Raw genomic sequence first — 19,508 nt, 5'->3', positions numbered from 1 at the left:
TTCTTATTTATTTTTTGGTAAAATTGTTTCAACTTCTGTATGTGGTCTTGGGATTACGTGCACTGATACTAATTCTCCAACTCTTTGTGCTGCAGCTGCTCCTGCATCTGTTGCTGCTTTTACTGCTCCTACATCTCCTCTAACTAAAACTGTTACAAGTCCTCCTCCAACGTGTTCTTTTCCTACAAGTGTAACGTTAGCTGCTTTTACCATTGCATCTGCTGCTTCGATACTTCCTACTAATCCTTTTGTTTCAATCATTCCTAAAGCTTCGTTCATTTTTTCTCTCCTTTATATTTTTTATTTTTTTTATTAACTTATTTATTCACCTTTAAAGGCATTTACTAGTGAGTCTACCATTTCTTTTAATTCTTCTAGATTTATCTCACCTGTTTCATTAAAGTTTGAAGATTTCTTTTCTTCTTCTGTTTTACAATTATTACAACCTGTTGAATATTCAAAATATTTTGCTTGGTTTCCATAATTTGGTAATGAATTGTTATTTAATGAAGAATTATTTCCGTGATATTTTTTAAATATTTCATCTTCTTCAACAAGTTTATCAGCATCTTTTATTCCATAAACTAATTTTTTGAAGTTTACAAGGTGTTTTGGACCAACATTTTCTGATACGCTTGATCCTCCCATTGTTCCACATCCTAAGGTTAGAGCTATTGGAAGGCCTGTTGTAAGTCCTGTTCCTCCCATTGTTCCACCAGTGTTTACAAGGATCCTACTTGCTGGTTTTATAGCAAATTTTCTTGCTATTTCTTTATCTTCTGTATGTAGGCTCATTGTGTGTCCTATACCATTTTCTAGAAGTTTAAATGAAAGATCGCATGCTTCCTTCCAATCATTTACTGTGTAAAATCCTAATACTGATGTTAATTTTTCATATGATAACGGATATTCTTTTCCAACTCCATATTGTTCTCCTACAAGTACTTTAGTTCCGCTTGGTATGCTAATTCCTGCTGCATCTGCTATAACTTTTGCACTTCTTCCTACAAAGTTAGGATTCATAGCTGTTCCATTTCTAAATAATAAAGTGCATACTTTTTTACATTCTTCATCTGTCATGAAATATGCTCCAGCCTTTTCAAATTCTGAAACAACTTCTTGTCTATTTGATCTTTCAACTATTAATGATTGCTCTGATGCACAAATTGTTCCATTATCAAAAGTTTTTGATGCCATTATGTTTCTAACAGCCTTTTTAATATCAGCAGTTTTTTCTATATAAGCTGGAGAGTTTCCTGCTCCAACTCCTATAGCTGGTTTTCCAGCAGAATATGCTGCTTTTACCATTGCTGGACCACCTGTTGCTATGATTAATTTAACTTCATCAGCATGCATTAATTCATTTGTTGCATCCATTGAAAGTTTTGTTAATCCTTGTACAATATTTTCTGGTGCCCCTGCTTTTACAGCTGCTTCATTTACAATTTCTATTGCCCTTGATGTACATTTACTAGCTTTTGGATGTGGACTAAAGATTATAGGGTTTCTAGATTTTATAGCTATCATTGAATTGTATAAAACTGTTGATGTTGGATTTGTTGATGGAACAATTCCCATTACCAAACCAACAGGATCTGCTATAGTTATAACTTGACCTTCTTGGTCAGCATCTACTATGCCTATAGTTTGTTGATTTTTTATTTCTTCATATAAAAGTCCACTTGCCATGTGATTTTTATATATTTTATCTTCTACCTTTCCAAAGCCTGTTTCTTCTACTGCAATTTCTGCTAATTCTTTTGCGTGAATTTCTCCAGCTTCAGCAATAGCTTTTATAATTCTATCAATTTGATCGAATGTATAATTTTTTAATTTTTTTTCTGCTTCGGCTCCTTTTCTAGCAAGATCTCTTGCTGCTTGGATTGAAGATAGATCAAAATCTAATTCTGCCATGCTTACCTTCTTTCTAATTTATTTGTTAATTATTCTTTGTGTGGTAAGATTGTTTCAACTTCTGTGTGTGGTCTTGGGATTACGTGTACTGATACTAATTCTCCAACTCTTTGTGCTGCAGCTGCTCCTGCATCTGTTGCTGCTTTTACTGCTCCTACATCTCCTCTAACTAAAACTGTTACAAGTCCTCCTCCAACGTGTTCTTTTCCTACAAGTGTAACGTTAGCTGCTTTTACCATTGCATCTGCTGCTTCAATACTTCCTACTAATCCTTTTGTTTCGATCATTCCTAATGCGTCTAATTGTGCCATTTTTTTTATCTCCTTTTTTTCTGCTTTTTTTACGATCTTATTTGTGGTTTTTTTATTTACTTCTGTCTTCACTTCTTCATTTTTTGTAGCTTCTGTTTTTTTTGCTACTTCTTTCTTTTTTTCTGTCATCTAAACCCCTTATATAATAATTTCTATAAAGTCTTTAGGACCTAATCCTAGAGCATTGGCTTCTTCTTGATCTATATGACAATCAAGATATCCGTTATCTCCTACTCTAACACTTACGTTTTCAAGTAATGCTGATCTTTCGCCTTTAGTTTTTATTGAAACTATATCTCCATTTTTTAATCCTCTTTCTTTTGCTTGAAGATTATTAAAATGAATGTGTCTTTGAGCAACTATTGTGCCTTCTTTTAAAACAACTGTTCCTTCTGGTCCTATTACTGTGATTCCTGGAGTATCTTTAATATCTCCTGACAATCTTAGTACTGGTTTTATACCAAGTTTAAAGGCATCTGATCTTAGTATTTCTACTTGACTTTGTTTTCTTACTGGACCTATTATTCTAACTTTTTCTATACAACCTTTTTTTGCTGCTATTGTCACACATTCCTTGCATGCAAATTGTCCTGGTTGTGATAGGCTTTTTATTGTTGTAAGCTTGTATCCTTTCCCAAAAAGAGTATCTAAATCTTCTTGAGATAAGTGAATGTGTCTTCCTGATATTCCTACAGGAATCTTATAAAGATCTATATTAACTTTTTGCTTATTTTTTTTATAATTGTCTACTAAGCTTTCTAGCAACTGACTAAATTCATTCATCCTATCCTATTATCCTTTCAATATCATTTTCAGATAATAGGCCTTGTTCTATTCCTTTTTTTAGAATCTTGTAAATTTGATCTTCTGATAAAACAGCTGATGATTTTTTACATTCTTTTTTTTCTTCTATATCATTTTTTTTATCTTTACAATCACATTTTTTAAATTCTATGCCAAAATCTTTTGCCAAGTCTTTGGCAGCAGCTGTGATTATAGTGTTGTCATCGATATAGATTTCTTTTTCATTTTTTTTCTTTAAGACTTCTTCTTGACTTATGAGTCTTTTCATCAAAACCTCCTAGAAATCACAATCCTCATCTATTATTCCAACTATAACAGCATCTACAGGAATTTTTTGATTTTGATTTTCCTCAAGAATTGCTCTTGCAGATGAACCTTGGGTTATAATAACCCTATCTCCTCTACCAGCTCCTATTGTATCTACTGCTACTATTTTTTTATTTTTTTCACTTCCATCTAAAATTTCTACTAACATAAATTTAAGACCATTTAGTGAATCATATTTTCTTGTAGCCCATACATTACCTATAAGTTTTGCGATTACCATATATCTTTTTCCTTAATTTTTTCTTCAATATTTCTTAGGGCAACTTTAACTTCTTCCATCTCTCCTATTATTGCAAGCATAATCATATTTTGTGGACATGATCCTCTAACATCTACTACTTCTACCCCACTAGTTTTATAGGCTATATCACTTGCCACAGTCATTTCTATTAATTTTCCTTGGACAAGCCCTAAAGCTCCAGGATTTGTTTCGTTTTTTAGTTTCGACCTATTTTTTACAATATCAAGTGTGGCTGGGCTTGGTGCTTTAATAAGTTTAATATCCATTTTTAATCCTCTATTAATGACAAAGCTATCCCTATTGGCGTTACAAACATAGGATTTGATGGTTTTAAAGTTTTTATATTTGTCTTTTGACCAACATAATCTTCCATTCCACTTAGTAGTGCTGTACCACCTACTAAAACAATTTGATCAATTTCTTGATCTTTGCTTGCATTTTCTATTATAGAAATTATTTTATCTATAACAGGTCTTACAACAGGAAATATTTCTTTGTGTTTTGAAAAATCTCTTTTTAATTCTTCTGCTTTATCAAAATCAATTTTATATGCCCCTGATAATACTAATGAAAAATGTGTTCCACCTGTGGCTTCATCTAAAACTTTTACTACTTTTTCGTCTTTTACTATTGATATTCCAGTTGTACCACCACCGATGTCTACTACAGCTCCATTATCAAGATTTAATAATTTATTTGCAGCTGTTGGCTCATCTAAAACTTTTTCTACTATAAAACCACTTGACTCTGCTACATTTTTAACGGCTCCACCGTCTATATTTTCTGTTCCTGGTGGTATAGCGCATCCTGCTATAAGAAGTTCTTCTCCTAGTTTTTCTTCTAGTTGATTTTTTAACTTTCTTACAATATCGCAAGCTCCTATATAATCCACAACCATTCCATCTTTAACAACTTGAGCAAATTCATATGCCCCTGCAACTGGTTTTTTATCTTCATCAAATACACACAAAACTATAAAAGCAGTTCCTAAATCTATACCTGTGTAAAGTTTTTTATTTTTTGTTTTTATAGGCTTTTTTATTGATTCTTTAAAGTCTTTTATGACTTTATTAACATTTTCTAAATTGATAAGCTTATCCTCCTTTGCAAATATTTATAAACCAAATATAAAGTTTAGCAGCTATTTTATATATAAACTCTTCATTATTTTTTTCTTTAATCTTATTAAGTTTATCAATACCTTCTTCTATACTTATAAAGCTTTTAAGATATGGATTATCAAGATTCATATTCATATAAATATCTATAGCTTCACTTTCTTTACAATTCATTTTCTCTAAGTCTATAATTTCATTTTTAAAAATTTTTATCGCTAAGTCATTTAAATAAGAAGCAAATTCATGGTCAAAATCTTTAAGCTCAAAAGCAATTTTTTTAATTATCAAACTCACTTCTTCATCTAATTTTTTCTCATCCAAATTTTTGCAAATCGGATTATCCCCAAGCTTATTTTGTTTCTTTTTTGTGTTTTTAGCCTTTGTTTTATCAACTATATCTATCCTAAAATCCAAAAGAAATTGTCTAGCTTGTGGAGTTAGCTTACTACCTTTTTCAATGATGTATGAGTCAAAAGGGCTTTTTTTGTATTTGTACCTTAAATTATCTTCTGTTATAAAAAGCATCTTTTTTCCTCAGTTTCTTTTATATATTTTCTTAATTTTTCTAGTCCCTTACCTGTCTTTAGTGATATCTCAAATATATAATCACTTCCAATAGCATTTGCTATTTGCCTTAATTTTTCCAACTTTACATCATCATAAAGATCAATCTTATTGATTATTGTAATTGTTGGTCTGGTAAATGATTTTGCAAAGTTTGGTGGAACATGACAATCTTTTTGTAAATCTATCATAAAAATATTTACTAAGGCTTGATTTTGTCCAACCATAATCAAAGCACTATTTAAGTAGGGATTTTCTATATATCCTTCTGATACTTCAATAGTTTTTTCTCTAAATTGAAGATCTAAACTTTTTTTTGATTTAAGATTTTTCTCTTCAATTAAGCTTGCAAGACTTGTCTTTCCCACTCCATCATTTCCAGCTATTAACCACTTTCTACTCATGACATTGTTACGGGACAAGAAGTAAATTTTAACATACTTTCAAAAGTATCTTTAACTGCTTGTAGGGACTGTTTTACGCTTTCATTATCTCCTTGTAAAAGAACGCATCCATTAAATCTATCAATAAAGCAAACTTCTACATTCGCAGCTTTTGCTGCCACATCAGCTGCTATTATGGAACTTTCTGTTGGAGTTAAGGTCATAATTCCTATGGCATTTCCCTTATCCAAACCAATTCTTTCATTTACTGATGGATCTGGAGAAGAAATAAGATGAAGAAGTGTTATTTGTTTGCCTGGTACTGATTCTTGAACTATTCTTTGTAAATTTTCCATATTATCACCTAATGCCTTACTAAATTCACTTCGATTTTCTTTTCATCAATCCATTTTTGAATTTCATCTAACTGTTCATTGGACAAGGCAAATTCACCTTCCATTTCAGAATCCATTGGATAATCCATATCAAGCTGTTCATATTTGCCAACCCCATACCTATGATAAGGAAGTAAATCTATGCCATCGAAATTTTTAAAACATTTAAAATCTTCTAAAAAATCTACAACTGCTTTTATTTCTTCGTGGCTATCATTTACTCCTTTTAAAATTGGCATCCTTACCCTAACTTTTTTTCCACATTCGAGTAAATATCTTAGATTGGATAAGATTCTTTCATTATTTACTCCAGTCCAATATTTATGTTTTACAGGATCCATTTGCTTAATATCAAATAAGAATAAATCTACATGGTCTTTTATTAAATCTAAAGATTTTCTTGGAGTATAACCACAAGTTTCTATGGCTGTATTAATTCCGCTCATATGACTTGCTTCAAGTAGGGATTTCAAACTTTCAGCTTGAGCACTGCATTCTCCTCCGCCTACTGTTAGTCCGCCTCCACTAATCATATAAAAATCTTTATCTTCTTTTACAGTATCCATTAATTCGGTTATTGTTTTGTCTTCACCTACAATTTCTATTGCCTTTTGAAGGCAATTTTTCTCACATCTTCTACAACCTATGCAAGTTATATCTCTATGAACTTTGTGTATTCCATTTTCCATATAATGAATTTTTTTTTGGACAAACATTAACACATTGACTACAATTTATACAAGCATTTTTTTTAAGCATTACTTGATATTCACTTTTTAATCCTTCAGGGTTGGAGCACCACTTACATCTAAGTGGGCAACCCTTGAAAAATATTAAAGTTCTTACTCCTGGACCATCATGGACGTTGTACTTTTGAGTATTGAAAATTCTAGCAGTTCTTTCAATCCCTTCTTTTTTTGAATCTACATCCATTTATATTCCTTTCTATTCTAGAAGTGTTCTAGCATTGTACGGCTTATAATTTCGTCTTGAACATCCTTACATAATTCTACAAAGAATGCTGAATATCCAGCAACACGAACTACTAAATCTCTATGTTTTTCTGGATGTTCTTGAGCATCTAGCATAGTTTCATTATCTAAATAGTTAAATTGCATCTCTCCATTTCCATACATACAAGCTGTACGTAATAAGGTTACAAGAGCATTTTCTCCTTCTATAGAATCTAAAATTCCTTTTTGAATTTTAAAATTGTGTACCATGCCCATATTCATTGAATCATTTGCCATTTTTGATACTGATTTTATAATTGCTGTTGGGCCATTGAAATCAGCACCTTGAGTTGGTGATATGCCATCTGATAATGGTGTCCATGCATCACGACCGTTAGCTGATGCTCCTGTCATTTGTCCAAATGGTGTATTGTTAGATATTGAAAGTGTTCCATGGCAAAGTCTTGAATAAAGTGTTCTATATTTTGCGTGTTCTCTTTCTGTAAAGTTTATAATATCGTTACAAATCTTATCTGCATAGTCATCATCGTTACCATATTTTGGAGCGTCTAAGCAATCTCTTTTAATTTGTTCATAGCCTTTAAATTCTGCTTTTAATGCTTCATTTAATTGTTCTAGGCTATATTTTTTATCGTCATAAACTAATTTTTTGATCGCTGCCATACTATCTGCATAAGTTGCAAGTCCTGACCATACAACTCCTGGACCAAAATTATACATTGCCCCACCTGCTGAAACATCTTTTCCATGTTCCATACAGCCTTCATACATTATTGACATTAAAGGCTTAGGTGCCATATCTCTGTGAACTATTTGAGATATTGTAGTTGCTGCTGCTGTTAATTTTGTTATATATGAAATTTGTTCTTTTACAGCCTTTTCAAATTTTTCCCAAGTATCAAAGTTTGAGAGACTTCCTAAATCAGGTGTAACTTGTTTTCCATACCAAAGTGGAACACCGTGGTTTAATGTTAATTCTATTGCTATTGGCCATTGTGTGTATGAAGTTGATGTCCATTGATATAATCTTCCAGATTTTTGTGGTTCAACGCATCCCATCATACAATAATCTCTAGCATCTTCTACGCTTACTCCTTTTGCAAGCATCATCTTTATGTGAGTATCATCAAAGTGGCAAGCAGGGAAGCCCATTCCAGCTCTTACTACATCTACAATTTTTCTTAAATATTTTTCTGGAGATTTTGTGTGGATTCTTGTTGCAAGTGATGGTTGGTATATTTTCACATGTCTTACTGCATCCATCAAAAGATATGTTAAATCATTTGTTGCATCGACACCTTCTCTTGTGATTCCACCGATTGTCATATTAACGAATGGTTGATATCCAGCAAAGAATTTTGATGAACCTTCACTTGTTAGCCACATCATCTCGCTCATTTTTATTAGCATACATCCTGCAAGTTCAAAAGCTTGGTAATCATTCATTCTTCCACTTTCAATATCTTTTTTGTAGAATGGATACATATATTGATCAACTCTTCCTATTGACATTCCTGTCTGGTTTTCTTCAACTACAAGCAAGGATTCTATTGTCCAAACTGCTTGTATCGCTTCCCAAAATGTTCTAGGTTTATTTGCTGGAACGTGAGCATTTACTTCTGCTATTTTTTCCAATTCAATTTTTCTTTTTGGATTTGTTTCTTTTTGAGCTAATTGTTTTGCATATTCACTTAATCTTTTAGCATATATCATTACTCCTTCAGTTGTTTCTATTACTGATTTGTAGAAGTAAATTTTATCTATATCTTCCGGATTTGAATAATCAAGTTTTTCTAAGTGTTCTTTTGCTTCTTGTTGGATATCTTTCATTCCTTTTTTCATTAGAATCACATCATATCCTGGATTTGAATCTCCTCCTCCATTTACTTGATGGTAAGAACAATCTGATACGAAAGATTCTCCTGATAATTCCCATACTCCAGCATCTCTGTATTGGTCTTCACATACTTCATCAAGACTTCTTCCTTCCCAGAATGGGAACAATACGTCTTTACAATATTGTTTGTCTTCTTCTGAAATTTGGAATGGATCTTGTGGTCTGTTTTCAATTGTATCTAATTCATCTCTTAACCATCTCCAAGAAATATCTGGAGAAAATGCTCCGCTTCTTGGTGCCCCACAAGGTGAACCTACTATTAATTCATTATCTTGAATTACAAGTGGTGCTGTTTCACAATTTTTTCTAAAAGCTTTTGCTCTTAGAACATTCTTTGGCATTCCTGGATTTGCTTTTGTTAGTTCTGTTACTATTTTTGCCCTATGCAAGGTTATAGTTGGAACTTGTTTTAAAAAGTTTGCCTTTAAATCAATAAGTCTTTGAGTAGGTCCATTAGGAATTTGTGTTCCTTCACTTTGTATTCCCACACTTAAATCACAATTTTTATTATCTTCTTTATTTAATTGATCTTGCACTTTTTCAAATAATTTGCGTACACTTTCTTTTTCTGAATCTGACATATGCTCTGTTGCCATTGCCAATTTCTTAGAAAATTCTCTTAAGTCCATTTCTCCTCCTAATAATCTTTTTCTAATGAATTTAATATTTTATCAAATAAATCTTTATCTTTTTTGACAGTTTTTTCGCTTAGAAAGGAGCTTATATCTTTTTTATCACATATACCTATTTCTCTAAATTTCATAAAATGGTTTGGTGTTAGTGATGTTTGATTGCATCCTTCTATTTTTTTTGTTGATAGGCTAAAACTTATGGGAAGGTTTGTTCCTATTCCTACTGAACCTAAACCAGTTGGTGAGTTCACCAAAACTCTTGCTACAGGTTTTTTTTCTATAAATTGTTCAATTACATATGCATCGTCAGAATATATTGAAAGGCTTTGACCTTTTTTGTCGTTTAAAATTAATTCAACGCATTTTTCACAAGCATTCAACCAATCATTTTCTATATATAAAGAAACTATAGGATTATATTTTTCTTTTGAATAAGGACTTTTTTCTGATACATATGGTTTTGTAACCACTAGAATTTTTGTATCTGAATTAACTTTTATTCCTGCAATTTCGGCGATTTGCCTTGCACTTCTTCCTATAAGTTCCTTTCTGCAATTATGGTCTTGATCATATAATATTTTTTCAAGTTTTATATGTTCGTCTTTGCTTAGAAAAAATGCTCCATATTCTTTAAATTTTTCTACAACCTTTTCATAAGCATTTTCTTCTACTACTATTGATTGCTCTACTCCTGGCAAAAGTCCGTTATTAAATGTTTTTGAATTTATAACTTCACAACTTGCCTTATCTATATCACAATCTTTGTCGATAAATACTATGTTATTTCCTATTTCCGCTTTAAAAATTTGAGCCTTATCGTTTTGGATTTTTCTTTTGTTTTCGCTTAGAAGATTTTCCAATATGAATGAAACTTTTTCACTTTCATATAAGGTTTTTTCTCCTAAGTCAGAGTTATAGGTTAAAATATCTAAAAAACCTCTTGGATAAAAATTTTCTTTTAAGATTTTCTTAATATCTTCAACCATTTTTGTTACAGTCTTTTCACATCGTAAATCACTTACTACAATAAGAGGATTTAAAGCTCTTATTGCAAAATATATGGCTTGAAAACTAGTAAGTGTTGATAGGTATGGGGCTATAAATACAAGACTAACACCTTTTGAAAGAGCTACTTGTTTTGAATTTTTTCCATTTACTATGTCAAATATTTGAGGATAGGAATTTAGTTCATCATCCAAATTATCTAAATAATAATTTCCAAGTTTTATCTCATCCTCATATTTTCCATATGATGTTTCTTCAAAAGACATTTTTGCAAGTTGGTCTATGTTAGTTTTGTAATATTGTTTTATTTTTTTTAATAGTTCATTTCTTGTTTCTTTGTCAATGTCAAGAAGAATTTCCCTAGAATTTTCTGCCTGTTCTAATAAAATTCTTGCTTGTTGAATCGAAAGAAGATCTGTATCTATTACTTTCATAGTCCACCCCTTAAATCAAATTATCTAAATTATAAATTTCGGTTACTTTTTCTAAATCTGGATGTGGGCTTGGTATTACTAATGACGAGTAAACTTCTGCTCCCATAGCTTCTACTGCCTTAACTCCTGCTTGTACTGCTGATTCAACTGCTGACACATCTCCTTTTACAAGTATTGAAATATATCCACTGGCTACGTTTTCGTAACCAATAATTTCTACACTACCTGCTTTTTCCATTGCATCTGCGGCTTCTAGCACATATACTAAACCGAAAGTTTCTATGCCTCCTAATGCTTGCATCTTTTCTCCTAATCTTCTACTTTATGAACTGAAATTACTTTACTTACATTTGTTACTGGTCGTTTCATAACATTATGAGCTGTTATTTTTCCAATTTTTTCACCTTCAGCTACTCCGGCTTTTACTGCACTCATACATGATGAAACATCTCCTCTTACTATTACAGTAACTAGAGTTGATCCTACGTTTTCATAGGATACAAACTTTACATCTGCTGCTTTTAGCATAGCATCTAATGCCTTTATAGCTGGCAACATACCCAAAGTTTCTATAAGACCTATTGCTTGTGATTCGTATTGCATATTTTCACCTACTTAATATAAGAATTTATAGTATTTTTTTGTTCTTCACTTGCTTTATAATAAACAACTAATTCATCATCTATTAGCATATATGAATCCTCATCTATTAATCCATTTTCTTTCGCCGTCATAAGACTTTCTATTATATTTTCCATTGTAAAAGCCTTGTGGTTTTTGAATTCATCTTTTAACGCTTGATAAACATCTTTTGCAGACGCCTTATCCACATTAGTAAAATATTTTAATATTTCATAGTTTAATGGTCTTCTCATTATTTGTTACCTCTTTTAAAATAATCAAGTGGATTTACACTCATTATAAATATTCCTAATGCCATAAGAAGTGATCCGAACCATGCTATTGGTGCTATTTCATAACCTGGATTTTTCAAAATTATTCCAAGTATAATCCAACAGAAAAATGGACCCCAGAAAGTATATGTTCCATTGCATGCCATACCTAAAGCTGCTCCGCACATTGAATTTCCTTTATACCAAAAGGCAAATGATATAAATGTAAAAAATCCACTAGCAAATAAAATTAAAATTGTTGGATCAGTAATAGCATTTATGAAAAGACCAGAAATAAGATGTATTCCGCTCCCTTCAATTATTCCAAAAACTGGTAAAACTATTAATAGATTTGCTAATGATGATGTGGTTTGCCTAATAGCTATTCCTATTTCCGAATCAATCATTGAAGTTCCAAATCCAGCTATAACTCCTTCAAGTCCCCATCCAAATGCTGCCACGATTGCAAGGATTATTCCTAAAACCATTCCATCTTTAACCTCTCCAGTAAGACTTGTCGCGCCTATTAAAAGAGACGAGGCTAAGCAAATAACAATTCCTAAAATTGTTCTTGCTGATAATTCTTGCTTTAAGATTATTCTTCCAAGAATTGCTCCAATAGCTACATTAAGACCCGCTATAGGTATAACAACTGGTCCTCCCATTTGAACAGCAAGAATATATGTAACTCCTGCTATCGGCCCTCCGACTATAGCTGCAAATACCATTATCATTCCTGGCTTTGTTTTTAAAGTCTTTATAAAATCTCCAAATTTCCCCTTGATAATTGAATTTGCTAAAGCCCAGATTGCTGATGTTAAATCGTTTATTCCTGTTGCAAGTGTTCCAAGAATAAAAGCCAATGTAATATCTGAAAGTCCAGCTTCACCTGAATACCAAAACTTCCATATTCCATACACTGTGGCTGTAGTTACTAATGCTGTGTAAAGTCCATAATATATACCAGATTGAATACCAATATTTAAACCCTTGCTAAAATACTTTTTATCAAGTTTTTTCTTCGTGGATTCAGCTTTACTAACAGCATCTGAATAATTTTTTGTTTTTTCCACCACTCTATCTCCTTCTTCTTTAATTTAAAAACATATAAATGTTTTCCTTGTTTAGATATTAACAATATACCTAACGTAAAAGTCAACTTTTTTTATAAAAACAACGTTTCCAATTGGAATTCTAGCTTTCTTTTGTCACATTTTTATATTTTTCTTTTCTTACATTATCTTTAATCTTAACCTTAGCGTAAAACTTTTTGATTTTTTTTCTATATTTTTTATATATTTTAAATACTTATATATTTATAAATTGATTTTTTAATGTTTTTTGTGAAATCAATTAGATAAATAACTAAAAAATAGCAGAACATACCTATTCTGCTATCATTAGTCTTTATATTTTTTAAGTTTTAAATTTATTAATAATAATCCTTTCTATCCTTATCCACGTCCCAATAAATTTCCCTGTATTTCCCATCATAAATTTTTAAAATTTCTGGCATTGATTCGCTCATCTTATCCATTTTTTTAAATTCGTCGTAATCTTTCCAAAACAATTTTCCTTCCCTATTATTTTCAATTAATTTTCCAGAAAAATCACTTGTTTGGTATAAAAGTCCAACATCTTTTTGAAATTCTCCATCATCGTTTGTAAAGGCCCAAGTGATTATTCCAAGAAGTTTAGGATTTTTTATATCTAAGTTTGTTTCCTCTTTCGCCTCTCTTATTACTGAATTTTCAAAAGATTCGTTTTTTTCAACTTTTCCACCAGGAAAGGTAAGGCCTTCCCAGCCATATTTTTTCTTTTTATCTAAAACTAGAACCTTATTATTTTTTTCATCATAAATTTTTACCATATTCATAAGTACAATTTTCATATATACTCCAATCCACAAAAAAAGGAAGCAAGTTTCCCCACTTCCTCTTATATTTATTTTCTTTCTAGTTCAATTTTTACAGTTTTATCATTTAATTCGAATTCTTCTATATCAAGGTCTTTTACTTCCATTGTATCTGCTAAAGTTTCTTTTTTGATTTCTTCTTCGTATTCACAAAGAGCATTTTTCAATTCATCATCTGCGCTGTAGAAAATATCAATTCTATCTGTAACTTCGTATCCATTTTCTTTTCTAAGATTTTGGATTTTTGATACAAATTCTCTTGCGTATCCTTCTTTTTTAAGAGCTTCTGTGATTTCTGTATCCAAAACTACAAAGACATTTCCGTCCATCTCAACATCAAATCCTTCTTTTGCTTGGATTCTTACGTCAAGATAATCTTTTTCGACAGTGTATTTTTCTCCATTTATTTCGATTTCTTGTGGAGAATTTTCAACTTTTTCTACAAATTCTTTTGCATCAACGCTAGCCAAGAATTTTCCAAAGGCTCCCACGTTTTTAGCAAAAATTTGTCCAACTTTTCTGAAATTTGGTTTTAAATAATAATCCATAAAGTCTGAAAGATCGTCTGCAAATTCAACTTCTTTTATGTTTAATTCTTCTTTGATTAATCCTGTTAAATCACCGATTGTGTCTTTAAATGATCCATCTACAATTATTTTTTCTAGAGGTTGACGAACCTTGATTGATTCTTTTTCTCTTGATGCACGACCAAGTGTAACCATTTTTCTTACAAGATCCATTTTCTCTTCTAATTTTTCATCAATCAAATCTTCATTTACTTCATCAAGTTTTTCAACGTGAACTGAAAGTCCATCTGTTAAATTTCTGTAGATTTCTTCTGAAATAAATGGAGCTATTGGAGCTGTCATTTTTGAAAGACTTAGCAAAACATCGTAGCATGTTTTGTAAACTGCTTTTTTGGATTCTGTTAATTCTTCTCTCCAAAATCTCTTTCTATTTCTTCTTATATACCAATTTGATAAATCTTCTACAACAAAATCATTTACCAAATGAACTACCTTGTTGTAATCGAAAGATTCCATTTGTTCATAATAGGCTTTTAATAGTGAATTTAATCTTGAATATAACCACTTGTCGATTTCTTCAAGCTCTACATTTTCAAAATTTTTGATATCATCAAGTCCAATATTATCTGTATTTGCATAAAGAACAAAGAAATTATAAACATTTTCTATTGTCCTAAAGAAATTATTTTTAACTTCAATCAGACCTTTTTCGTCAAATTTTGTTGGAACCCAACAAGGAGATACATATAAAGAATAAAATCTTACAGCATCTGCCCCATATTTATCAAATAATTCAAATGGATTTAGGGTATTTCCTTTTGATTTTGACATTTTTTGTCCATTTTTATCAACAACCAAGTCATTTACTAATACATTTTTGTATGGTGCTTTTCCTGTAATAATTGTTGAAATAGCCATGAGTGAATAGAACCATCCTCTTGTTTGATCGATCCCTTCACAAATGAAATCTGCTGGGAAATAATTTTCAAAATCTTCTCCCTTTGCAAATGGATAATGAACTTGTGAAAATGGCATTGCTCCTGAGTCAAACCAAACGTCAATTACATCTGGAACCCTGTGCATTACTTTTCCACAATCCGGACAAGTTATTGTTACGTCATCAACATATGGTCTGTGAAGTTCTATATCTTCACTTATATCTTCTCTTGCTTTTTCAGCCAATTCTTTTCTTGAACCGATTGATTCAACGTGACCACAATCATCACATCTCCAAAGATTTAGTGGTGTTCCCCAATATCTTGATCTTGAAATTGCCCAATCTTTTACATTTTCAAGCCAATTTCCAAATCTTTTGTCCCCGATTGTTTGTGGATACCAATTAACTCCGTTATTATTTTCAACCATTTTTTCAGAAAGTTTGCTCATTTCTATATACCAAGATGGTTTTGCGTAATAAACAAGTGGAGTTTTACATCTCCAACAGTGAGGATAATTGTGTTCGATTGTTTGTTTTTTATAAACTTTTCCTTCATCTCTTAAATGTAGGAAAATTTCTTCGTTTGTATCAAAAATAAATTTGCCCTTCCAAGGAGTTTCTGTAAAACATCCTTCAAGGTCAACTGGTTGAACGAATGGCAAATTATATTTTCTTCCAAGTTGGTAGTCGTCTTCACCAAAAGCTGGAGCTGTGTGAACAATTCCTGTTCCGTCTTCTGCTGAAACATAATCAGCACAAGTTAAGAAAAATGCCTTGCCATCTGCTTTTACATATGGAAGTAATTGTTCATATTCAACATATTCAAGATCTTTTCCCTTCATCTCTTCAACAACTTCATAATCATGATCTGCCATAACTTTTTCAAGCAAAGATTTTGCCAAATAATAATAGCAGCCATCAGTTTTATCATTTACTTTTACATAGTCAAGTTCTGGATGAACAGTTAAAGCTACGTTTGATGGAAGAGTCCATGGAGTTGTTGTCCAAGCTAGGAAAAATTCATTTTCGGCATCTTTTTTCTTAAATTTACAAATTAAAGTTATGGCCTTATCCATTTGATAGCCTTGAGCAACTTCGTGACTTGCAAGACCTGTTCCACATCTTGGACAATATGGCATAACTTTTGCGCCTTCATAAATTAATCCTTTTTTGAAAGCTTGGTTTAAAAGCCACCATTCAGTTTCAATATAATCATTGTCCAAAGTTATATAAGGATTATCCATATCATAAAGAAAAGCCATCCTATCTGACATATCTCTCCACATATCTGAATATTTAAAAACTGAATCCTTACATTTTTGATTGAATTTTTCAACGCCGTAAGCTTCGATTTGATCTTTTTCTGTAAAGCCTAATTCTTTTTCAACTTCAATTTCTACAGGAAGGCCATGTGTATCCCATCCAGCTTTTTTTAAAACCTTAAAGCCTTTCATGTTTTTATATCTTGAAGTCATATCCTTCAAGGTTCTTGCTATAACGTGGTGGATTCCTGGTTTTCCATTTGCTGTTGGAGGTCCGTCATAAATTATATATTCGTCTGCATCTTCTCTTGTTGTAAAAGTCTTATCCAATAGGTCTATATCAGCCCAGTATTTGGAAAGATCAAGTTCTCTTTGTTTAGTATTTTTTGTATCTAATGATTTAAAACTTGCCATAATTCCCTTTCTTTTTTTTAATTTTTTCTTTTAAAATAAATTATAATAAAAAAACGCCCCCAGAAGGGACGGTCCACCCAAAAATTGAGTATGAAGTTAACGCCTATCTTACGTAATAAACTAATTTTTTCATTTATTAAGCTAAAAGATGATCTTCATAATAAAAAATTCATAGCCACTTTCACCTAAAGGCCTCTCTGTAAATTATTTTTTAAAACTACTCTTCTTTTAATTGCCTATATCTACTGACTAATTTACTATTTTTAAAGAAAAAAGTCAAATTGCTTTTTATTTAAAAAAATATATATTTATAAAACCATAAAAAGAGTTCCTGCTGTAATTAAAATACATCCAATAATAGATTTTGTAGAAAATTCTTCTCCCAAAAATAAAAATGCAAGAATCAAAGTTAAAACCACACTCATTTTATCAATCGGAACAACTTTTGAAGCATTTCCATATTTTAAGGCTCCATAATAACAAAGCCAACTAAGTCCAGTCGCAAGGCCTGATAAAATTAAAAAAATCCAAGATTTTTTGCTAATATTATAAATTCCAGAAAATGATGAAGTGATAAAAACCATGCCCCAGCTCATTATTAAAACTACAAAAGTCCTAATTGCAGTTGCAAGATTTGAATTTACCCCTTCTATTCCAATTTTTGCCAAAATTGAAGTAAGAGCTGCAAAAATCGATGAAAAAATCGCAAGTAAAAGCCGCATAAGATCTCCTTTATTTATGTATTTTCATTCTAAATTTATCAATAGAAAAATTATCCCAGCTATCAACATTAGAAATTTCTAGGGCTTTTTCTAACATTTCTATATCAGAATCAAAGTCTTTTCTATAGACATAATAATTTTCTTCCATAAAAGAGAGCATTATTCCATCATAATCATTAAAATCTTCAATAAATCTAAGTTTTTCTACATCAAAATATTCAAAAACTTTTATTTCTAAATCTTTTAAATTTTCTTTTGTAATTGGATTAAATTTTAAATCAAAAAATCCTGCGTTTACTGCTTCATGGATTATATCAAGGCCCAAATTTTTCCTAGTTGGAAAAATTGATCCAGAAATCCCCTTAAGCCTTCCACTAATTTTAACTTCAACCCTAATACCGTTTGATTTTTCCTTAAATTTTTCGTCAAAATCTCTTAAATAAGTTTTATTTTCTAAATAATATTCAATTGCATCATAAGCAAGTTTTACATAATCATCCATTTTAAAATTCTTTCTTTATTTTAATTTTATAATTTTTATTTCCTTTTACCTTATTAATTTACCCAATTTATAGATAAATTAATTGAAAATGGGTAAACTAATAGGAAGAGAAAAAATATTAGTTAATAAATAAACAAAAGGAGAAGAATAAATGTACGATTATTTAATTGTTGGAAATGGAATAGCAGGACAAAAGGCTGCTGAAACTATTAGAAAAAAAGAAGAAAATTCTTCTATTATTATAATTTCAAAATCAGCAAAACACACCTATTGGAGAACAAAATTATCTGAGCTTATTGCAAAAGATTTTACAGATGATGAAATTTTGGTAAAAAAACCTGAATGGTACGAAAAAAATAATATAGAAGAAAAGCTTGAATGTGAAGTAGAAAAACTTGATCTTGAAAATAAAAAGGCAATTTTAAAAAACGGGGAAGAAATCGAATATGGAAAGGCTCTTATAGCAACAGGATCTCATCCATTTGTGCCACCAATAAAAAATATTGACGCTGATGGAGTTTTTGCAATTAGAAGTGTTGAGGATTTGAATTCTTTCAAAAATCACATCAAGGAAAATAAGAAAGTTGTAGTAATTGGCGGAGGACTTTTGGGACTTGAAGCTGCTTTTTCTGTAAAAAATACAGGTTGTGAAGTCCTTGTTATTGAAACTTTTGACTATATTTTGGGAAAACAACTTGATAATGAACTTTCCAAAAAATTAGAAAAAGAATTAAATGATGCAGGAATTAAAACTTCTACAGGAAAAAATACTGCAGAAATTTTAGAAAAAGACGGCAAAGTTTGTGGAATAAAACTTGAAGATGGAGAAGAAATCGAAGCAAATACAATTTTGGTTCAAACAGGCGTAAGAAATAATCTAGAAGTCGCAGAAAAATCTGGACTTGAAATTGAACGTGGAATCCTTGTAAATGAAAATTTAAAAACAAGTGATGATAATGTTTATGCAGCAGGAGATTGTATGCAATTAGGAAAAGCTACAATAGGCCTTTGGACCGCATCAATGGAAATGGGAGAAATTGCAGGAAGCAATATGACAGGTGATAATAAAACCTACCAAACACCAAAACCATTCTCATCACTTTTACTTGGTGATATTAAATTATTTTCAGCAGGATTTAATTCAGGCGAAGGAATCGAAGAAATCAAAAAAGAAGACGAAGAAAAAGTCTACAAATTATTCAAAAAAGGCGAAGATTTTGTAGGAGGCATCCTCTACAAAGACATAAAATTCCAAAATGACGTTAAAAAAATAGTATTCGAAAAAGAAGATCCAAAAAATACAAAACTTGGAAAAGAGATTTTTGGAATGTAAAAAT

The 19,508-nt window shown here is 31.1% G+C and carries 24 protein-coding genes; 1 reads left to right on the top strand and 23 read right to left on the bottom strand.

Annotation, left to right across the window (positions count from 1 at the left end; genetic code table 11):
* Positions 1-3 precede the first annotated feature (3 nt).
* The 23 genes from eutM (HMPREF2852_RS03475) to HMPREF2852_RS03370 all read right to left on the bottom strand — a co-directional run bounded on the left by eutM (HMPREF2852_RS03475) (position 4) and on the right by HMPREF2852_RS03370 (position 18,171).
* The gene (eutM, locus tag HMPREF2852_RS03475; protein ID WP_019118669.1) at positions 4-279 is read right to left on the bottom strand and encodes an ethanolamine utilization microcompartment protein EutM; all 276 of its coding nucleotides are present in this window, start codon (positions 277-279) and stop codon (positions 4-6) included.
* A gap of 42 nt (positions 280-321) precedes the next feature.
* Entirely contained in the window at positions 322-1,914 is a 1,593-nt protein-coding gene (locus HMPREF2852_RS03470; protein WP_070605946.1) for an acetaldehyde dehydrogenase (acetylating), read from the bottom strand.
* Positions 1,915-1,943: 29 nt separating this feature from the next.
* A complete protein-coding gene (gene eutM / locus HMPREF2852_RS03465) occupies positions 1,944-2,225 on the bottom strand; it encodes an ethanolamine utilization microcompartment protein EutM (RefSeq protein ID WP_026065049.1) in 282 nt (93 codons plus the stop codon).
* Between the two features lie 138 nt (positions 2,226-2,363).
* A complete protein-coding gene (locus HMPREF2852_RS03460) occupies positions 2,364-3,008 on the bottom strand; it encodes a phosphate propanoyltransferase (RefSeq protein WP_070605945.1) in 645 nt (214 codons plus the stop codon).
* A gap of 1 nt (position 3,009) precedes the next feature.
* A complete protein-coding gene (locus HMPREF2852_RS03455; protein ID WP_019118673.1) occupies positions 3,010-3,297 on the bottom strand; it encodes a hypothetical protein in 288 nt (95 codons plus the stop codon).
* Positions 3,298-3,306: 9 nt separating this feature from the next.
* A complete protein-coding gene (locus tag HMPREF2852_RS03450; protein WP_004837443.1) occupies positions 3,307-3,576 on the bottom strand; it encodes a EutN/CcmL family microcompartment protein in 270 nt (89 codons plus the stop codon).
* The gene (locus HMPREF2852_RS03445; protein WP_070605944.1) at positions 3,570-3,863 is read right to left on the bottom strand and encodes a BMC domain-containing protein; all 294 of its coding nucleotides are present in this window, start codon (positions 3,861-3,863) and stop codon (positions 3,570-3,572) included. The genes HMPREF2852_RS03450 and HMPREF2852_RS03445 overlap by 7 nt, the downstream gene beginning before the upstream one ends.
* Before the next feature lie 2 nt (positions 3,864-3,865).
* Positions 3,866-4,627, bottom strand: coding sequence for an ethanolamine utilization protein EutJ (gene eutJ / locus HMPREF2852_RS03440; protein ID WP_395853340.1), 762 nt, complete (start codon positions 4,625-4,627; stop codon positions 3,866-3,868).
* Positions 4,628-4,691: 64 nt separating this feature from the next.
* A complete protein-coding gene (locus HMPREF2852_RS03435) occupies positions 4,692-5,240 on the bottom strand; it encodes a hypothetical protein (protein WP_004839418.1) in 549 nt (182 codons plus the stop codon).
* The gene (locus HMPREF2852_RS03430) at positions 5,228-5,683 is read right to left on the bottom strand and encodes a EutP/PduV family microcompartment system protein (protein WP_004839419.1); all 456 of its coding nucleotides are present in this window, start codon (positions 5,681-5,683) and stop codon (positions 5,228-5,230) included. The genes HMPREF2852_RS03435 and HMPREF2852_RS03430 overlap by 13 nt, the downstream gene beginning before the upstream one ends.
* On the bottom strand, positions 5,680-6,018 hold the full coding sequence (locus HMPREF2852_RS03425) for a BMC domain-containing protein (RefSeq protein WP_070605942.1): 339 nt from the start codon (positions 6,016-6,018) through the stop codon (positions 5,680-5,682). Before HMPREF2852_RS03425 ends, HMPREF2852_RS03430 begins: the two co-directional genes overlap by 4 nt.
* An 8-nt stretch (positions 6,019-6,026) precedes the next feature.
* The gene (locus HMPREF2852_RS03420) at positions 6,027-6,746 is read right to left on the bottom strand and encodes a glycyl-radical enzyme activating protein (protein WP_261667990.1); all 720 of its coding nucleotides are present in this window, start codon (positions 6,744-6,746) and stop codon (positions 6,027-6,029) included.
* Positions 6,718-6,990, bottom strand: coding sequence for a 4Fe-4S cluster-binding domain-containing protein (locus HMPREF2852_RS10000; protein WP_261667988.1), 273 nt, complete (start codon positions 6,988-6,990; stop codon positions 6,718-6,720). Before HMPREF2852_RS10000 ends, HMPREF2852_RS03420 begins: the two co-directional genes overlap by 29 nt.
* Positions 6,991-7,007: 17 nt before the next feature.
* Entirely contained in the window at positions 7,008-9,557 is a 2,550-nt protein-coding gene (gene cutC, locus HMPREF2852_RS03415) for a choline trimethylamine-lyase (RefSeq protein ID WP_070605941.1), read from the bottom strand.
* Positions 9,558-9,565: 8 nt separating this feature from the next.
* Positions 9,566-10,999, bottom strand: coding sequence for an aldehyde dehydrogenase family protein (locus HMPREF2852_RS03410; RefSeq protein ID WP_070605940.1), 1,434 nt, complete (start codon positions 10,997-10,999; stop codon positions 9,566-9,568).
* 10 nt (positions 11,000-11,009) lie between these two features.
* Entirely contained in the window at positions 11,010-11,300 is a 291-nt protein-coding gene (locus HMPREF2852_RS03405; RefSeq protein WP_004839424.1) for a BMC domain-containing protein, read from the bottom strand.
* A gap of 8 nt (positions 11,301-11,308) precedes the next feature.
* Positions 11,309-11,602, bottom strand: a complete 294-nt coding sequence (locus HMPREF2852_RS03400) for a BMC domain-containing protein (protein ID WP_004839425.1) — start codon at positions 11,600-11,602, stop codon at positions 11,309-11,311.
* Between the two features lie 8 nt (positions 11,603-11,610).
* Complete coding sequence (locus tag HMPREF2852_RS03395) at positions 11,611-11,874, bottom strand: hypothetical protein (protein WP_019118683.1); 264 nt, start codon at positions 11,872-11,874, stop codon at positions 11,611-11,613.
* Positions 11,874-12,968, bottom strand: coding sequence for a DMT family transporter (locus HMPREF2852_RS03390; RefSeq protein ID WP_070605939.1), 1,095 nt, complete (start codon positions 12,966-12,968; stop codon positions 11,874-11,876). Before HMPREF2852_RS03390 ends, HMPREF2852_RS03395 begins: the two co-directional genes overlap by 1 nt.
* A 356-nt stretch (positions 12,969-13,324) precedes the next feature.
* Positions 13,325-13,783 carry an 8-oxo-dGTP diphosphatase gene (locus HMPREF2852_RS03385; protein ID WP_070605938.1) on the bottom strand — a complete coding sequence of 153 codons (459 nt, stop codon included), beginning with the start codon at positions 13,781-13,783 and terminating at the stop codon, positions 13,325-13,327.
* A 53-nt stretch (positions 13,784-13,836) separates the two neighbouring features.
* Entirely contained in the window at positions 13,837-16,947 is a 3,111-nt protein-coding gene (ileS, locus tag HMPREF2852_RS03380; RefSeq protein ID WP_070605937.1) for an isoleucine--tRNA ligase, read from the bottom strand.
* A gap of 308 nt (positions 16,948-17,255) precedes the next feature.
* Positions 17,256-17,669: an EamA family transporter gene (locus tag HMPREF2852_RS03375; RefSeq protein ID WP_070605936.1), complete on the bottom strand. Its 414-nt coding sequence runs from the start codon at positions 17,667-17,669 to the stop codon at positions 17,256-17,258.
* Positions 17,670-17,679: 10 nt separating this feature from the next.
* Positions 17,680-18,171: an AMMECR1 domain-containing protein gene (locus tag HMPREF2852_RS03370; RefSeq protein WP_070605935.1), complete on the bottom strand. Its 492-nt coding sequence runs from the start codon at positions 18,169-18,171 to the stop codon at positions 17,680-17,682.
* Positions 18,172-18,322: 151 nt separating this feature from the next.
* On the opposite strand from HMPREF2852_RS03370, the gene HMPREF2852_RS03365 reads away from it, so the two are divergent.
* Positions 18,323-19,504: an NAD(P)/FAD-dependent oxidoreductase gene (locus HMPREF2852_RS03365; RefSeq protein WP_070605934.1), complete on the top strand. Its 1,182-nt coding sequence runs from the start codon at positions 18,323-18,325 to the stop codon at positions 19,502-19,504.
* Positions 19,505-19,508 lie beyond the last annotated feature (4 nt).

Origin of the sequence: Anaerococcus sp. HMSC065G05 (genome assembly GCF_001812365.1) — a bacterium.
In the GTDB taxonomy this organism is placed as follows: Bacteria; Bacillota; Clostridia; order Tissierellales; family Peptoniphilaceae; genus Anaerococcus; species Anaerococcus vaginalis.
This window is presented reverse-complemented; position numbering and strand designations above follow the sequence as displayed.

What these genes read in the sequence shown, in the direction of transcription:
- eutM (WP_019118669.1), bottom strand. Translation starts at nt 279, where the DNA reads ATGAACGAAGCTTTAGGAATGATTGAAACAAAAGGATTAGTAGGAAGT.
- HMPREF2852_RS03470 (WP_070605946.1), bottom strand. Translation starts at nt 1,914, where the DNA reads ATGGCAGAATTAGATTTTGATCTATCTTCAATCCAAGCAGCAAGAGAT.
- eutM (WP_026065049.1), bottom strand. Translation starts at nt 2,225, where the DNA reads ATGGCACAATTAGACGCATTAGGAATGATCGAAACAAAAGGATTAGTA.
- HMPREF2852_RS03460 (WP_070605945.1), bottom strand. Translation starts at nt 3,008, where the DNA reads ATGAATGAATTTAGTCAGTTGCTAGAAAGCTTAGTAGACAATTATAAA.
- HMPREF2852_RS03455 (WP_019118673.1), bottom strand. Translation starts at nt 3,297, where the DNA reads ATGAAAAGACTCATAAGTCAAGAAGAAGTCTTAAAGAAAAAAAATGAA.
- HMPREF2852_RS03450 (WP_004837443.1), bottom strand. Translation starts at nt 3,576, where the DNA reads ATGGTAATCGCAAAACTTATAGGTAATGTATGGGCTACAAGAAAATAT.
- HMPREF2852_RS03445 (WP_070605944.1), bottom strand. Translation starts at nt 3,863, where the DNA reads ATGGATATTAAACTTATTAAAGCACCAAGCCCAGCCACACTTGATATT.
- HMPREF2852_RS03435 (WP_004839418.1), bottom strand. Translation starts at nt 5,240, where the DNA reads ATGCTTTTTATAACAGAAGATAATTTAAGGTACAAATACAAAAAAAGC.
- HMPREF2852_RS03430 (WP_004839419.1), bottom strand. Translation starts at nt 5,683, where the DNA reads ATGAGTAGAAAGTGGTTAATAGCTGGAAATGATGGAGTGGGAAAGACA.
- HMPREF2852_RS03425 (WP_070605942.1), bottom strand. Translation starts at nt 6,018, where the DNA reads ATGGAAAATTTACAAAGAATAGTTCAAGAATCAGTACCAGGCAAACAA.
- HMPREF2852_RS03420 (WP_261667990.1), bottom strand. Translation starts at nt 6,746, where the DNA reads ATGGAAAATGGAATACACAAAGTTCATAGAGATATAACTTGCATAGGT.
- HMPREF2852_RS10000 (WP_261667988.1), bottom strand. Translation starts at nt 6,990, where the DNA reads ATGGATGTAGATTCAAAAAAAGAAGGGATTGAAAGAACTGCTAGAATT.
- cutC (WP_070605941.1), bottom strand. Translation starts at nt 9,557, where the DNA reads ATGGACTTAAGAGAATTTTCTAAGAAATTGGCAATGGCAACAGAGCAT.
- HMPREF2852_RS03410 (WP_070605940.1), bottom strand. Translation starts at nt 10,999, where the DNA reads ATGAAAGTAATAGATACAGATCTTCTTTCGATTCAACAAGCAAGAATT.
- HMPREF2852_RS03405 (WP_004839424.1), bottom strand. Translation starts at nt 11,300, where the DNA reads ATGCAAGCATTAGGAGGCATAGAAACTTTCGGTTTAGTATATGTGCTA.
- HMPREF2852_RS03400 (WP_004839425.1), bottom strand. Translation starts at nt 11,602, where the DNA reads ATGCAATACGAATCACAAGCAATAGGTCTTATAGAAACTTTGGGTATG.
- HMPREF2852_RS03395 (WP_019118683.1), bottom strand. Translation starts at nt 11,874, where the DNA reads ATGAGAAGACCATTAAACTATGAAATATTAAAATATTTTACTAATGTG.
- HMPREF2852_RS03385 (WP_070605938.1), bottom strand. Translation starts at nt 13,783, where the DNA reads ATGAAAATTGTACTTATGAATATGGTAAAAATTTATGATGAAAAAAAT.
- ileS (WP_070605937.1), bottom strand. Translation starts at nt 16,947, where the DNA reads ATGGCAAGTTTTAAATCATTAGATACAAAAAATACTAAACAAAGAGAA.
- HMPREF2852_RS03375 (WP_070605936.1), bottom strand. Translation starts at nt 17,669, where the DNA reads ATGCGGCTTTTACTTGCGATTTTTTCATCGATTTTTGCAGCTCTTACT.
- HMPREF2852_RS03370 (WP_070605935.1), bottom strand. Translation starts at nt 18,171, where the DNA reads ATGGATGATTATGTAAAACTTGCTTATGATGCAATTGAATATTATTTA.
- HMPREF2852_RS03365 (WP_070605934.1), top strand. Translation starts at nt 18,323, where the DNA reads ATGTACGATTATTTAATTGTTGGAAATGGAATAGCAGGACAAAAGGCT.